Annotated in this window: 14 protein-coding genes; 9 read left to right on the forward strand and 5 right to left on the reverse strand. The window is 35.3% G+C overall.

Annotated features, from left to right (window positions below):
- The 4 genes from VB264_RS22290 to VB264_RS22305 form a co-directional block, all read right to left on the reverse strand.
- Nucleotides 1-1,296: a type IX secretion system plug protein gene (locus tag VB264_RS22290; protein WP_323253156.1), complete on the reverse strand. Its 1,296-nt coding sequence runs from the start codon at nt 1,294-1,296 to the stop codon at nt 1-3.
- 415 nt (nt 1,297-1,711) lie between these two features.
- Complete coding sequence (locus VB264_RS22295) at nt 1,712-3,586, reverse strand: ABC-F family ATP-binding cassette domain-containing protein (RefSeq protein ID WP_407654670.1); 1,875 nt, start codon at nt 3,584-3,586, stop codon at nt 1,712-1,714.
- Nucleotides 3,587-3,863: 277 nt separating this feature from the next.
- A complete protein-coding gene (locus tag VB264_RS22300; protein ID WP_323253160.1) occupies nt 3,864-5,426 on the reverse strand; it encodes an FMN-binding glutamate synthase family protein in 1,563 nt (520 codons plus the stop codon).
- A 130-nt stretch (nt 5,427-5,556) separates the two neighbouring features.
- Nucleotides 5,557-6,132: a DUF502 domain-containing protein gene (locus tag VB264_RS22305; RefSeq protein WP_323253162.1), complete on the reverse strand. Its 576-nt coding sequence runs from the start codon at nt 6,130-6,132 to the stop codon at nt 5,557-5,559.
- Between the two features lie 358 nt (nt 6,133-6,490).
- On the opposite strand from VB264_RS22305, the gene VB264_RS22310 reads away from it, so the two are divergent.
- From VB264_RS22310 to VB264_RS22340, 7 genes are all read left to right on the forward strand, one after another.
- Complete coding sequence (locus VB264_RS22310; protein ID WP_323253164.1) at nt 6,491-7,561, forward strand: Ldh family oxidoreductase; 1,071 nt, start codon at nt 6,491-6,493, stop codon at nt 7,559-7,561.
- Between the two features lie 232 nt (nt 7,562-7,793).
- Complete coding sequence (locus tag VB264_RS22315; protein ID WP_323253166.1) at nt 7,794-8,042, forward strand: hypothetical protein; 249 nt, start codon at nt 7,794-7,796, stop codon at nt 8,040-8,042.
- Nucleotides 8,030-8,446, forward strand: a complete 417-nt coding sequence (locus tag VB264_RS22320) for a PIN domain-containing protein (RefSeq protein WP_323253168.1) — start codon at nt 8,030-8,032, stop codon at nt 8,444-8,446. The genes VB264_RS22315 and VB264_RS22320 overlap by 13 nt, the downstream gene beginning before the upstream one ends.
- Before the next feature lie 54 nt (nt 8,447-8,500).
- Entirely contained in the window at nt 8,501-9,541 is a 1,041-nt protein-coding gene (gene mltG / locus VB264_RS22325; RefSeq protein ID WP_323253170.1) for an endolytic transglycosylase MltG, read from the forward strand.
- Between the two features lie 28 nt (nt 9,542-9,569).
- A complete protein-coding gene (locus tag VB264_RS22330) occupies nt 9,570-9,977 on the forward strand; it encodes an acyl-CoA thioesterase (RefSeq protein ID WP_323253172.1) in 408 nt (135 codons plus the stop codon).
- 21 nt (nt 9,978-9,998) lie between these two features.
- Entirely contained in the window at nt 9,999-10,940 is a 942-nt protein-coding gene (locus VB264_RS22335; protein ID WP_323253174.1) for a YihY/virulence factor BrkB family protein, read from the forward strand.
- Between the two features lie 242 nt (nt 10,941-11,182).
- Nucleotides 11,183-11,806, forward strand: a complete 624-nt coding sequence (locus VB264_RS22340; RefSeq protein WP_323253176.1) for an L-threonylcarbamoyladenylate synthase — start codon at nt 11,183-11,185, stop codon at nt 11,804-11,806.
- A gap of 50 nt (nt 11,807-11,856) precedes the next feature.
- On the opposite strand, the gene VB264_RS22345 is transcribed toward VB264_RS22340, so the two are convergent.
- Nucleotides 11,857-12,717 (reverse strand): lysophospholipid acyltransferase family protein, encoded by an 861-nt coding sequence (locus VB264_RS22345; RefSeq protein WP_323253178.1) that lies wholly within the window; start codon nt 12,715-12,717, stop codon nt 11,857-11,859.
- Nucleotides 12,718-12,811: 94 nt separating this feature from the next.
- Here VB264_RS22345 and VB264_RS22350 point away from each other — a divergent pair, with 94 nt between their 5' ends.
- Nucleotides 12,812-13,438: a WbqC family protein gene (locus VB264_RS22350; RefSeq protein ID WP_323253180.1), complete on the forward strand. Its 627-nt coding sequence runs from the start codon at nt 12,812-12,814 to the stop codon at nt 13,436-13,438.
- 160 nt (nt 13,439-13,598) lie between these two features.
- Entirely contained in the window at nt 13,599-16,142 is a 2,544-nt protein-coding gene (locus tag VB264_RS22355) for an ATP-dependent Clp protease ATP-binding subunit (protein ID WP_323253182.1), read from the forward strand.
- Nucleotides 16,143-16,335: the final 193 nt, after the last annotated feature.

Consider the following 16,335-nt stretch of genomic DNA (forward strand, 5'->3'; position numbering starts at 1 on the left):
TTATTGGTTTTTCAAAAGTACATAGCCTACTAAAGCATCTGCTCGTGCACCAATAGGGCGGTGATATATTAAAATTTCATAAATATTTTCCGTTTGCGAGTGCGTTCCTTCTAGTTCTGATTCGCTTACATTTCCTTGGTCATCTTTGGTTACATACAGATAATTATAGATTCCTTGTTTCAACTGGATAAATGCCTCATAAGCTTGACTTTCAGGAACATAATGCATTTGGTTTACCTCATTTAATTGCCAATCGTTGAAAGCACCATTAATATATACCTTTTTGTTTGCTAACGAATCAGTTTTCAACAGGAAACTTACCCGAACATAATCTGACTCCGTATCGCCACGATTGGTTTCATAATTATCAATGACGTACATTCCATCAAAATCATTTGTGGCAACATACGCTAAGCCATTTTGTGGTTTTTCAGGACGAATTTCTATGATGCTTTCTCGTTCACCTTGTATAATCCTAGCAATATTTACCAGTTTTTGTTGCGTACTTCTGCCATCAAACATCCTAAATTCATTACTCCCTTCCAATTGGTTTTCTCCTTCAAAAAACTGATAATCCATTTTACGATTGTAAGAGTCAATCATAAAAGGTTTAAGGTTTGTCAGTGTTTTGTTATCTCTAAAGTTCTGTCGAATAACAATTTTAAGGTCTTGTTTAGGGTCAATGATTTCGTAGCCACTATAATTTACACTAAAGTTAATTTGTTGATGTGTACGCCTTCTTTGAACATTATTCGGGAAAGTTACATTACCAGCTACACCAATTCGGTTTTGGAAAACCATAAAACGATGGGTAAGCATAATATCATCTTCATTACGATTCTTATACACCATCACCAGATAATTTCCAGCTAATTTGGTTTTAGGAATTTCCACAGCAAAATGCGTATAAGGAATTTTGGTGGCGAAAGAATTTCTATAATCATTGATAGGGAAATCGTTGAATTCGGTGAGGTATTCAATATCGTTTAATACCGAGGGCGTCCAATCTGCATTGCAATGAAATATTTTTACCCTGAAATTTTGAAACTCGGGTGCTAAACAGTCGAATTCCAATTTTAAAATTTGATTCTCTTGTAAATTGATGACGGGTGGATTAAGGGTTTCTTGCGGCGTTTTAGTCGTGCTCAAAGACGGAAATAATTGCACGGTACGTATATAAGGTTCATAAATATGATTATCATAAATAATCTTTTTTGCTTGATAAGTGCTCTTCTTTTTCTGAGCAAAAAAGACGAATGGAATCAATAACAAGCCTATAATCGATAAAATTTTCATAGAAGAGTGATGTATGGAGTTGTGCGTATGAGCGAATTGATACTTAGCTATGGACGAATATAAAACTAACGGATAGTACTTTAAAATATTCTACAATAGCTTAAGGCAAAACATGAGTCATCCCGATTTTTTCCTTAAATTGTGCGTTTGGGAGACAATTTGTGAGGTTTTCTCCTTAATTATCGTCTAGTCCTTACTTTTCTTTCCTTGATGAAAGAAAAGTAACCGCGCGGCGGACCGCAAAAGAAAATCAAGAATTCCTAAACTCGCTCCGCTCAAACAGTAGGAATTCGGTGTTCATCAATCATAAAAAAGCGGTCGAAATTAGTTTTTCGACCGCTTTTTTATGATTTTAAAATTTGGAATGATTCATGTTTATCAACAATAGAATATCATTATTTTACTGAACCAAGCTTTATACTTCTTCAATTTCGAGCATTACTTCTTCCCAAGCATCATTTACTTCTTCCAATTGATTTAGGATTTTTTGGTAAGCAATGTTTTCACGTTTCAATGCTTGTGCATCATTATAGATAGTAGGGTCGGCCAAAGTTTTTTCTTTTTCGGTTTTCTCTGCTTCTAATTTTGCAATCAGGCTCTCAGTATCAGCTAATTTCTGATTCAGTTTTTTTAGATTTTTCTGTGCTTCTTTTTTCGTGAAATCATCAACAGGTTTTTTCTCTACTACTTTTTCAACGGTCTTTTTAGGAGAAGTTTCTTTACTAAATTCACCATTCATACGACGTTGTTCCATCCAAGTTTCATATTCATCATAAGTACCTGGATATACCTTTATCTCTTCGTCTTCGATATACCAAATTTTATTGGCAATCTCTGAAACAAAGAATCTATCGTGAGAAACCACTACATACGTACCTTCGTATTGTTGTAAAGCCTGAATCAAAATGTTCACCGACATCATGTCTAAGTGGTTGGTAGGCTCATCTAGCAACAGGAAGTTGGCTTCTGAAATCAATACTTTTGCTAAGGCAACCCTTGATTTTTCACCTCCTGAAAGTACTTTGATTTTTTTGAAGGCATCATCACCTGAAAACAAGAAACAGCCTAAGATACTTCTTAATTCAGTTTCAAGTTTACCCGTACCTGTCATCTTCAATTCGTCTAGCAACGTATTATTGACATCTAAGCTTTCCAATTGGTGTTGGGCATAAAATGAGTCAATTACATTATGCCCTAACTTACGTTCGCCTTCAAATTGCTCAGAACCATCAATAATTCTTAAAACCGTAGATTTACCTTTACCATTGGCACCAATCAAAGCGATTTTATCACCTCTTTCAATGACAGCATTGGTATGCGTCAGGATTCTCTTAGGGCCGTAAGCTTTGGAGATGTCTTCAAGGTGCATGATAAAACGACCGGGCTGAGTTCCAAAGTTGAATTTGAAATTCACTTTGGCATTTTCATCCAAAACGTCATCAATCAAATCCAGTCTTTCTAATGCTTTTACTCTTGATTGTACCTGACGAGCCTTAGTAGCTTTAGCTTTAAACCGTTGAATAAACTTTTCAGTTTGTTTGATAGCCTGTTGCTGGTTTTCGTATGCTCCTTTTTGTACTTCGTTTCTCAAGGCTTTTTCTTCCATATAGAAAGAATAATTACCTGAATAAGGAATCAATTTTGAGCCTGCTACTTCCACAATCGTAGTAACGGTATTATCCAAGAAGAATCTATCGTGAGAAACTACAATGATGGCACCTTCATAAGTATTGATGTAATTTTCCACCCACTCAATAGATGGTAAGTCCAAGTGGTTGGTAGGTTCATCAAGCATTAATAAAGATGGTCTTTGTAAAAGCAATTTAGCTAGCATTACACGCATTCTCCAACCTCCAGAAAATTTCTGCAGGGGCTGAGAAAGCTCTTCAGTACTAAATCCTAACCCTTCAAGGATAGCCTCAGCTTCTGATTGAATGGTATAACCACCCAATGCATCAAATTCATCTTGAAAACGTGCCAATTTATTTACGTCATCGTCTTCAAAATCAGTTTCCATTTTATGTAAAACCTTATCGATTTCTGCTTGAAGGAAATTCTGACGTTCAAAAGCTTGCATTGCTACCGAAAGGATAGAATCGTCGCTTTGATAAGAAAGTAAGTCTTGATTTAAAAAACCGATGGTACAATCGCCTGATTTAGAAATATTACCGCCGTCGGGTAAATATTCACCATCAATTATACGAAGTAAAGTAGATTTACCAGTACCATTTGCCCCGATAAGACCGATTTTGTCTTTGGGCTTAATATGTAAGTTCGCCCCATCATACATTGGGCGAGAACCGAAATAAAACGAAAGATTATTGATAGATAACATACTACAAAGATAATGAAAAATAGCTAATGAGCAGTTAAATGAAGCTATCGAAAGCAGAATGGTATCAATTTATCCGATTTTCTGATTGGTTTTATCGTAAAATAATTGATTATAAACGTTTTAGCTAGGATAATTTGAGGCATAATAAATCCTTAAGATAGCATAAATATTTACTTTCTGAAAATTTGGATATAAGAAAAGGATGGCTTTCGACCATCCCTTTTTGTATATATTAATTAACCTGTGCTTTACCTCCGCCTAGATATGGGCTTTTTAAAAGCTTATCTACTCCTTCAAAAGGAACTATTGTTTTGTTATAACCAAAAGTAGTAGCGAGCGATTGTGTTTTATTATTATCACCCATTACCATATCTACGTCTTGCATCGTCATTTGGCAAGGATGTTCATAACCACAAGCATGGGTGATTTCAAGGATTTCTTTGTTCAATGTCTTTACATAATTATAAAAACGCTCACTTTTAAGGGTTGGGTCTATACCCGCTTGAAGCCAAGGACTAGACGTAGCAACTCCTGCAGGACAACGATTAGTATGACAAACTTGTGCTTGGATACAACCGATAGACATCATGGCTTCGCGCGCTACATTAATTAAATCGCAACCCATCGCAAATGCCATCATGGCTTTTTCAGGAAAGCCTAATTTCCCTGAACCAATAAATACTATTTTATCAGCCAATTCATACTTCTGGAAAATCTTATATACTTTGGTGAAACCATAGTTGAAAGGTAGCGACACATGATCTGCAAAGGCATGTGGTGCAGCTCCCGTACCACCTTCGCCACCATCAATGGTGATAAAGTCGGGTCCTTTGCCTGTTTTTACCATGTATTGTGCCAATTCTTCCCACATTTCCAATTTTCCCACAGCCGACTTTATGCCTACTGGCAAGCCAGTTTGGTTAGCCATTGATTCTATAAAATTAACCATTTCGGGAATGGTAGAAAATTCAGAGTGAAAAGCTGGAGAAATGGCATCTTTTCCCAATGGAATATGTCTGATTTCCGCAATTTCTTTGGTGATTTTGGCCGCAGGAAGCATACCACCTTTGCCGGGCTTAGCACCTTGAGAAAGCTTTAGTTCTAATGCTTTTACGAATGGATTATCGGTGGTCATTTTTATTAATTTTTCCATCGAAAATTTACCATCATCGTCCCTTACTCCAAAATATGCCGTTCCGATATTTACGATAACGTCTGAGCCATACTTATGATAAGGTGACAATGAACCTTCCCCAGTGTTATGATAACAGCCAAATTTTAACGCACCTTTGTTTAAGGATTCAACTGCCTTAGCAGACAATGAACCGTAGCTCATACCAGAAATATTTACGACCGAATAAGGTTTATATGGACGTTTTCTTTTATGATATTCGCCTATTGTTTTAGAGCATGGTACAGCACTAGGGTCTTTTAGGTTAGGATGATTATCTGCTAACTTATGCCCCAACATGGCATGTTTGATAAAGATATAACCCGCAGTGTTGAAGTCTTGGTCTGAACCAAAGCCCTGTAAGTTGTTTTCTTTTTTAGATGAAGCATACACCCATGCTCTTTCACCTCTGTTAAAAGGTAGTTCCTCACGGTTATTTGCTACGATATATTGCCTTAATTCTGGACCAATTTTTTCGAGCATATAACGTATATGACCAACCACAGGGAAATTATGCTGAATAGTATGGCGGTTCTGCAACAAATCACGAATAGCTAGGATTAGTATTGCAAGAGGAAGAATAAGCCACCAAGAAAAACTTGAAAAAATATTTGCCAAAAACATAGATGATGAGATTGAATTAAAAATTATTGAGATGGATGGATACGCATTATGAAAGATAGCAAAACAATAAATGTTTTTACAATCAATAACTTAAATTAGTAGCTTTATGTTGTGTGTTAAATGTTGATTTTTACGGATTACTTGCCAGCGATACACCACCAGATACAATCATTTTCATGACATCAGATGCTGGAAGATTCAGCAAAGTAATATTTTCGCTTGGAACAATGAATACCTCACCCGAAAAAGCATAAGAATGCGGACAGTAAACAATGACAGAGTCTTGAATATCTAAAAAAGACAAGTCAGTTTGGGTAATAAATCCTAGTTTTTGAATGCCATTTTCTTTATTGAATATAATCTTGACAGGCTGATTGAATTTCTTTTTATCACCCACAAAAGCTCCAATAAGGTCTTTTAATGAAAAATAAATTAAACCTACCAATGGCAGTTTGGAAACGCCTTCTTCTAATATTTGGATAAGGGGCAAAGAAATAAACGTTGACCCCAAAAAACCAACAATCATGATGATGGCCACCATGATGACTAGGCCCGTTCCTCGGAAATAAAAATAAAACTCTTGGTCTAATGAGTTCAGAAGGTTGAAAATAATGTAACCAGTTATATAGACAGGGGCTAATAAAAATAATCCCTTTACGAAATAGCTAAACAGTTTGGCTGTGATACGTTTTATTCTGAACGACATTTTTTTACTTATTTATATGCTCAATATTGATTGGTTAACGCTTTCTTAAGAAGCTAGGTTCTTAAGAATTGGGTGATTGAATTAAAAAATATCTCAATCACTTCAATTTACTACAAAAGTAAGGATGGAATGATATTCTACCGATTTAAAGTAGGTTATTTCATCAACAATATATAAAATTTTGAATGAATATGATACAGATTAATCATCAATGCTAAGGTATATATTTGATATTCCTATCCGATATTTCTGCTTTTTACTTGAAAAAAGACTTTCATCGAACAATTATTTGTAATTTTGTGCTCCTCGGATATTGACAAATAGGTAAAATTATTAGAAAATAATCTCAATTTCATTCATGATTTACGAATATAGCTCACTACAAAACTTTATTAAAAATGTCTTTCTTTCAATAGGATGTTCGGAAGATGATGCAGATTTGGCTTCAAAAGTATTAATTTCTGCCGACCTCCGTGGTGTAGATTCGCACGGAACAGCAAGATTAAGTGGCTATGTTCGTTTGTATGATAATGGAAGATTGAACCCTAAGCCAGATATTAAAATCATCCATGAAACGCCTTCTACGGCTGTGATTGATGGTGATAAAGGTTTAGGTTTAGTAGTAGCACCCAAAGCGATGCAAATTGCCATGGAAAAAGCAAAGAATGTGGGTTCTGGATGGATATCTGTACAGAATTCAAACCATTTTGGCATTGCGGGCTATCATGCTATGTTAGCTTCTGACAACGATATGATAGGTTGGGCTATGACTAATGCAGCACCATTAGTAACGCCAACTTTTTCAAAAGAGAAATTGTTAGGAACCAACCCTATTGCTGTAGCTGTTCCAGCACAGAGGAATCCTGCCTTCGTAGCCGATTTTGCTAGTACAGCAGTGGCTTATGGTAAAATGGAAATTTTACAAAGAAAAGGGGCAGCCGCACCCATTGGCTGGGTACAAGATAAAGAAGGGAACCCTACTGATGATTCAAATGCTGTAAAAAATGGCGGAGCATTGTTGCCACTCGGTGGTGACCGTGAACATGGTTCGCATAAAGGGTATGGTTTGGGTGCTATCGTGGATATTTTTTCTGGTGTATTATCAGGCGCTAACTTTGGCCCTTGGGTTCCGCCATTTGCAACGGCAGGATTTATGACTGCTGGCGAGCAAGTAGGAAAAGGAACTGGACACTTTTTAGGAGCCATGAGAATAGATGCTTTCCGACCAGCTGACGAATTTAAAGCAGATATGGATAAATGGATTGACCGTTTTCATGCAGCCGAAGCAGTAGAAGGGAAGAAAGTATTAGTGCCAGGCGACCCTGAAAGAGAAATTGAAGCAGAACGTAAAGCAAATGGTATTAATCTATTAGAACCTGTAGTAAAAGACCTGCAAGCATTGGCTGATAGATTTGGAATTGATTTTTAAGATTTAGATAATGAAGCTGTTTGAAGTTTCTGTTTCTGAGGTGAAAGTATTGTATTTTTGAATTGATTTTTTCAAAATTTGCGAAGCATAGCATCGCTACGTTGAGTAAATTTTGGAACAAGCTATTCTAAAAGACTTAGTTTAACCCGAAAGGGAAAGTTTAAACAGCTTCAATATTGGGAGTACATGTGATTACTTTATTTTTAACAAAATTGCTAAAACAAAAATAGAAATGAATACAATCATCATTGAACCAAACTCGCAAGCAGACTATCAGCTTTTTATAGATTTGGCTAAGCGATTAAAAGCTAAATTTAGTATTAGTACAAACGTAATTGAAACAAAGAACGAAACAATAGACGAATCAGTATTCTTTGCATTGGCAGGTAGCTTAGACTTACCCGAATCAAGTGAAGAATTAATCAAAATAATAGAGGATTCAAGAACCACTAAAGAAATAGATACTTCATGGGTAGAATAAAATATTTATTGGATTCAAATATTTGTATTCATTTCATAAAGAATGATTTTAATATTCCAGCTAAAATCTCATCAGTGGGCTTGAAAAACTGCTTTATTTCAGAATTAACAATTCTTGAACTTATGTATGGAATAGCCAATAGTTCTTCAACTAGAAAAGATGAAAATAAAGCTAAATTAAAACAGTTTATTGAAGGTTTTCAGGATAGAGTTTTACCTATTCGACCTGTTTTCGAAGTTTTTGCAGAGCAAAAATCTCGTTTAAAAAAGATGGGTACGCCTATAAGTGACTTTGATTTATTGATTGGTAGTACTGCAATTACAGAGGATTGTATTCTAGTCAGTCGAAACCTAAAAGAAATGCAACGAATTGAAGGACTAACTTTTGAAAATTGGATTGATTAAATAAATAAAAACAATCATTTAAAAACGCTTGAGCGTTATTTCATTATCATTACAATGCAACAAAACCATAAATTATTACGCTACTTCTTTATCGCTTTCGCTTTGTTTGCGACAATGTTTTCTTATTATGTCTGGCAAATCACCAAAACACCTAATTATGAAGTAGATCAGAAAAAAGGTTTTGCCCTTTTGATTCCTAAAGGCGCAACTTTTGAAACTGTTTGGGACTCGTTGAGTAAACATAAAATTGTGAAAGACGAACTTTCATTCAAGTTCTTAGCCAAATTGTTGGAATATAAAGAAAATGTGCGTGAAGGACGATACGTAATCAAGGCTGATATGGGTAATTATGAAGTAATCAAAAAACTTCGTTCTGGTAATCAAGATGCTATCAAACTTACTTTTAATAATATTCGCTTAAAAAAGGATTTAATTCATAAAATTGGTAATCGATTCGAATTTGATTCAACTGCGCTGGCTAGGATGCTAGATGATTCAGTAGTGGCACAAAAATATGGCTTTACGAAAGAGACCATCATGTGTATGTTTTTACCAAATACGTATGAAGTATATTGGACTACAACTCCTGAAGAACTGATGAGTACCATGAAAACGTGGTATGATAAATTCTGGACGGAAGAGCGTAAAAGAAAAGCAACAGAAATTGGTCTAGACCCTATCAGAGCACAAATAATGGCTTCAATCGTGGAGGCTGAAACAAAGAAAGCTGACGAAAAACCAAGAGTAGCAGGGGTATATATGAATCGTTTAAAGGCTAATATGCCTTTGGGTGCTGACCCAACGGTTGTTTTTGCTCACCAAGATTTTACTATTAAAAGAGTAACCAAAGCACTTTTGCAAATTAACTCGCCTTATAATACCTATCGTGTAGTTGGGTTACCTCCGGGGCCTATTAATTTGCCAGATTTGGCTTCTATTGATGCGGTATTGAATTATGAACACCATAACTATATGTACTTCTGTGCAAAAGAAGATTTCTCAGGCTATCACAACTTTGCTGAAACCTTTGCCGACCACCTTAATAATGCGCGTATTTATCAAGAAGCACTGAACAAATTGAACATCAGAAAATAATCATTTGTAATTAATTATTTCATCAACAATGTATCAACACGAATATCAGTACAGAGTTAGATATGCAGATACTGACCAAATGGGCTATGTTTATTATGGAAACTATGCAAGGCTTTACGAAATTGGTAGGGTAGAGGCGCTCAGGAGCCTTGGCTTTAGCTATAAAGCAATTGAAGAGTCTGGTGTGATGATGCCTGTTTATGAGAATACATCAAAATATATTGCCCCAGTATTGTATGATGATTTACTGACAATTCGTACGTCTATCAAAACTATTCCCGCAGCTAGAGTAGTTTTTCATTATGAAATTCTAAACAGTAAGGGCGTGTTGGTACATAAAGGCGAAACTACTTTAGTTTTCGTGAAAATGGAAAATAATAGGCTTACAACGGCACCTAAAGAGTTGTTGGAACGATTGAGTGCTTTCTTTGCTTAATCGTTAATTAAAAATCGCATAATGCTAACAAAAATACAACATACACAAGCATACAATCGATTTCGCCTTTTCTTGAAGCGTTATCATTTAGAAAATGTAGCTACTAGTGTTTACCAAGTCTATAAAGTTTTAATTAAAAAAATTACCCTATTTGATATTGATGTTCGGGCAGCCGCAGTAGCTTATAATTTTACCTTAGCGATATTCCCGACTATCATTTTCTTATTTTCTTTGATTCCTTATATTCCTGTTAATAATCTTGATTTAAAAATCATATCATTGCTTTCAGAGGTATTGCCAAAAGGAATTTTTCATGAAGCCCAAGAAACTATCACTGAAATTGTCAGTAAACCCCGTGGAGGAGTGCTTTCGTTGGGTTTTATCTTTGCTTTATATGCCTCTACAAGCGGGATGCTGGCTTTGATGCGAGCCTTCAACATGACCTATAAAACATCTGAAAAACGTGGATTTATAAAGGCACGCCTGATAGGTATTATGTTGAACTTTTTGCTGACTTTTGTATTAATCGTAGCAATTGTGGTGTTAATTGTGGGAAGAGTAATGGTCGATTTCCTTTTTGATGAAGGCATCATGAACCGAGATTTCACTTTTTATGCACTTCAACTCCTTACGTATTTTGTGATATTCCTGGTTTTTTTCGTAACTATCTCCATCATTTATTATTGGGCTCCTGCTATTCATAAAAAATGGAATTTTATCAATGCGGGTTCTATCACTGCTTCCATTCTTACGATATTGATTTCTAACTTATTCTCTTATTATTTATCCAACTTTGCTACATATAACAAACTTTACGGCGCTATCGGTACCTTCATTGCTTTAATGGTTTGGCTGTATTTAGTTGCCTTGATTCTTATTCTAGGATTTGAAATAAATGCTAGTATTACTGAGGCCCTTCATTCTTCAAAAGAAACGGATACTTTAATTGATTCAGAGACATAGATTTCATACAAGGTGTGTTTAGAACTGCCTATCCTCTATTGTGAAATTCCCGTAACTTGCCACATCAGGAATTAATTACTGATAAAAAATGTTAAGGCTAGAACGAACAATAACTAAATAGAGGGTAACAGCGTTAATAGTTGTCTTTTCTTCAAAGCAGTAAAATCTTAGTTCAACATTACACCTTTTATAATGGAATAGTTTTTTCGTTACATTAACCATAAAAACAATCTATAAGAGCGATGGCGGAGTTTATAAAATTATACGAAAAAGGCACCGATATGAAAAAGATAAACCATATCGTGAATTGCCTAAAAGATGGGGGTGTAATTATTTATCCAACCGATACAGTTTATGGAATGGGCTGTGATATTCATAATACACGTGCAGTAGAAAGAATTTGTCAAATAAAGGGCATCAAGCCTTCCAAGAATAATTTCTCTTTTATCTGTAATGATTTAAGTCATATTGCAGATTATGCCAAGGTATCCAATGCAGGCTTTAAATTAATGAAAAAAGCTTTGCCTGGCCCTTTTACTTTTGTGTTAGAGGGCAACAATAAAGTACCAAAAGTATTATCGCAGAGTAAAAAAACCGTAGGTATTCGGATTCCAGCGAATGAAATTCCAAGATTGATAGTAGAAGAACTCGGCAACCCCATCATCACAACCTCAATTTATGATGATGATAGTATTGTAGAATATTCAACTGACCCTGAGTTGATTTTTGAGAAATTCCAAAATCAGGTTGATATTGTGATTGATGGTGGTTATGGAAATAACATACCTTCAACGATAGTAGATGCCACCTCGGATGACTTTGAAATTATCAGACAAGGTCTAGGAGATTTATCTCTCTATTTATAACAAAAAAGCTTGCCTAATAAGCAAGCTTTTTTTGTTAGATAAAAATACAATCAAGGTTTTATCTCATGTTTCTCTCTTTTATGTTTCCATCTCCTGTGTGACCATAAGTAAGATGACGGATTTTGTTTTATGGAAGCATCTAATGTTTGAACAAAACGCTCAAGGATTTCATTAGGAGCAAGATTTTCATAAGGAGGAGATACAATCTCTGAAAGATTCATATCATAGAATCCTCTTTTTTTTCTGACAAATTCCATAAAAATTACTGGATAATCAAATTTACGGGCTATTCGTTCAGGTCCCGTGAAAAACGCAGAATCCTGATGCAAGAAGTTAGTCCAGTAGGCTGATTTTAAATGACTCGGAATTTGGTCAGCAGCCAAACAAATAGCTCTTGGTTTATCTTTCCTTTCAATGGTAACTCTAATGGTATCCTTTCTTTCGATTAAAAAAGCCCCAAAGCGACTTCTGATTTCGTAAGTAAGCTTATCGAAGAATGGACTACTTAGTTTTTGATAAACTACATCTAAATTAACTCCGTGCAAACAAACAGAATGAATGGCCCATTCCCAATTGCCTTGATGCCCACCTACAAAAATAACAGGGATGCCATTATCTAAATATTTTTTTACAACCTCTAAATTGTTTATTTGTACCCGCTGTTTAACTTCTTCTGCTGAAATGCTTAACCCTTTAAAAAATTCAATAAAAACATCTGCAAGGTGGTGATAAAACCCCTTGGCGATTTCATTGATTTCCTTTTCGTTTTTATCAGGAAAAGAATTTCTAAGGTTTTCTAAAACTACCTTTTTGCGGTATTTCAATACGTGAAAAAGTAAAAAACAGGCAAAATCAGAAATGCCATAAAGTACCCAAAATGGTAAAATAGAAAGAAATTTAAAAAATAACATGTTTTATTTTTGCGAATTTGTATTTTTTCTTGATAAATAGAATGATTTTGACATAAAAATTTGAAATTAAATCATTCTGCTGTATTTTAGGGAAATGATAATTGATTTACAATATTTACCCAGTCTCGAATATTTTGTATGTTTACTTCAACACGAAACCGTTGTTATTGAAGCACACGAATATTACGAAAAGCAAAGTTACCGAAATCGTTGTATAATTCAGACAACTAATAAAATTGATACGCTGTCTATTCCAGTACAAAATGGGAATGCAAAGGTATTGATTCGGGATTTAAAAATAGAATATCATCAAGAGTGGATTCGCCGACATTGGGGTGCAATACATTCAGCGTACGGAAAATCACCTTTTTTTGAATATTATTCAGAATATTTTAAAAATATTATTGAGAAAAAACCTGACTTTTTGTTCGATTTGAATCTGGAGCTTCTGTCAATTTGTCTGAAACTTTTACGTCTCGAAAAAAAGATTATATTTACAGAAAAATATGAAAAAAATGTAGAGAACGATTTGAGAAGTAAAATTCACCCCAAAAAAGCATTTTCTACGAATGGAATTTACAAACCTACTGCTTATAGACAGAACTTTGGCAGTGAATTTGTACCTAATTTATCTATCTTAGATTTGTTATTTTGTCAGGGAAGTCAGTCTTTAAAGATACTTCAAAGTTCGACAGAAAATGAACAAAGATTAATTAATTAATGTTTAAGATTTAATTTGGAAGAGATTTACTGAAAGTAATTATTAAGAAAATAACCAGAGATTACCTTCAGCATCAGAGTAAAGAATAATTGGATTTTTCCTGTCACTCTTAACGGTAAACTCTGACGCTCTATAACGCTATAACTCAAAAACTCTAAGCATGGAGGCAAAATTTTCAAACAGAGTAAAAGAGGTTATCTCGCTCGCACGTGAGGAGGCAATCAGGCTTGGGCATGATTACATCGGGACGGAACACCTAATTTTAGGAATGATCAGAGAAGGCGAAGGCATTGCTCTAGATTTAATTAAAAAGTGTGGGACAAGCCTAGATGATTTGCGTGTTACTATAGAACAAGCTACTAAGAGTACGGTTCGATCTACGTACACTATCAAAAACAAACAAGATATTCCGCTTTCAAGACAATGCGAAAAAGTATTGAGAGTAACGTACTTGGAAGCAAGGATTTTTAAAACAAACCTTGTTGGAACGGAACATTTGTTAATGGCTATTCTTAGAGATGAGGATAATTTAGCCAAACAAATTCTTGAGAAGTTCCAGATACATTATGAATTAATTAAGGATATGGTGGAATATCAATCAAACCCTAATATCAAATCGGGTCCGTCTGACACAGATGATAACGATGATGATGCAAGAATGTTTGCAAGCGGAAACGCAGCTGGAGGAAGTTCTACCACCAATAAAGGAACGGAAAAATCTAAAACTCCTGTATTAGATAATTTCGGTAGAGATTTAACAAAAGTAGCGGAAGCGGGTAAACTAGACCCAATTGTTGGTCGTGAAAAAGAAATAGAACGTGTTGCTCAGATTCTTTCACGTAGAAAGAAAAACAATCCAATCTTGATTGGTGAGCCAGGTGTGGGTAAAACAGCTATTGCTGAAGGACTAGCACTAAGAATCGTTCAGAAAAAAGTATCGCGTGTTTTATTCGGTAAAAGAGTCGTTACCCTTGATTTAGCTTCTTTAGTGGCAGGTACAAAATACCGTGGTCAGTTTGAAGAAAGAATGAAAGCGGTAATGAACGAGTTGGAGAAATCACCAGATGTGATTTTATTCATCGACGAATTACATACTATCGTGGGTGCTGGTGGAGCTTCTGGTTCATTAGATGCTTCGAACATGTTCAAGCCTGCTTTAGCCCGTGGTGATATACAAGTTATCGGTGCTACAACTTTAGATGAGTATCGTCAATACATTGAGAAAGACGGAGCCTTGGCTCGTCGTTTCCAAACGGTAATGGTGGATGCTACTTCTATTGAAGAAACAATCGAAATCTTGAATAATATCAAGGATAAATACGAAGACCATCACCATGTAACTTATACTGACGAGGCAATAGAACAAGCAGTAAAATTATCTGAACGTTATATCTCAGACAGATTTTTACCTGACAAAGCTATCGACGTGATGGATGAAGTAGGAGCGAGAGTTCATATTTCAAATATTACAGTACCAGAAGATATTGTTCGTTTGGAAGAAGCCATCGAAAATATCAAGAAAGAGAAAAATGCAGTAGTTAAATCGCAGAAATACGAAGAGGCTGCTCAGTTACGTGACCGTGAAAAACGTTTGTTAGACCAACTTGATCGTGCAAAACGTGATTGGGAAGAAGATACCAAACGTCGTCGTTATACCGTATCAGAAGAAAGTGTTGCTGAAGTAATTGCACAAATGACTGGCATCCCAGTGAATCGTGTAGCTGCTACAGAAGGACAAAAACTTCTGAATATGAATGAAGAGTTACAAGGTAAAGTAATCGGGCAAAATCCAGCCATTGCTAAACTTGTTAAAGCGATTCAACGTACAAGAGTTGGCTTGAAAGACCCTAAAAAACCTATCGGTTCATTTATTTTCTTGGGTCCAACGGGGGTAGGTAAAACAGAATTAGCGAAGGTTTTAGCTACTTATTTATTCGATAAAGATGATGCTTTAGTAAGAATCGATATGAGTGAGTACATGGAGAAATTCAGTGTATCTCGTTTAGTCGGAGCCCCTCCGGGATATGTTGGTTATGAAGAAGGCGGACAGTTAACTGAAAAAATTCGTCGTAAACCTTATGCCGTAGTATTGTTGGATGAAATTGAAAAAGCTCACCCAGATGTATTTAATATTTTACTTCAAGTATTGGACGATGGTATTTTGACTGATGGCTTAGGTAGAAGAGTAGATTTCAGAAATACTATTATCATCATGACTTCAAATATCGGAGCAAGAGACTTGAAAGATTTTGGTACAGGTATAGGTTTCTCAACTAAAACAAAAGTAGATGGTGTAGATGAAGCGATGAAAGGAACGATTCAGAATGCTTTGAAAAAAGCTTTCTCGCCAGAGTTCTTAAACCGTTTGGATGATGTAATTGTGTTTAATTCACTTGAACGTGAGCACATCCATCAAATCATCGATTTAATGTTGAGAAAGCTATTTATTAGAATCACGAACCTTGGTTATACAGTTGAATTGACTGAAAAGGCAAAAGACTTTATTGCTGAAAAGGGATATGATTCACAATATGGTGCAAGACCATTAAATCGTGCTATTCAACGTTATTTAGAAGACCCAGTAGCAGAAGAAATATTGAAAGGAGATTTAGCCAACGGAGATGTAATCTTAGCAGATTATTCTGGAGAAGGTGATACATTAACACTTTCAAGAATTTTAGCGCCAACAGCAACAGAAGAATAAGCGTTTGTTTTCAGATATAAAAAAGGTCGGTTCATTAAATTGAATCGACCTTTTTTTGTGCAATTTTATGAGTTTGGCTTCCCTTGAAAATTATTTTTCGATATTGATTTATAATAGAATCCACTCATGTTTTGGGTGGATTTTTCATGTTTATTGAGGTGATTTATTTGAAAAATACAATTTTATTCATATT

Source organism: Arcicella aquatica (assembly GCF_034928825.1).
GTDB classification, from domain to species: Bacteria; Bacteroidota; Bacteroidia; order Cytophagales; family Spirosomataceae; genus Arcicella; species Arcicella aquatica.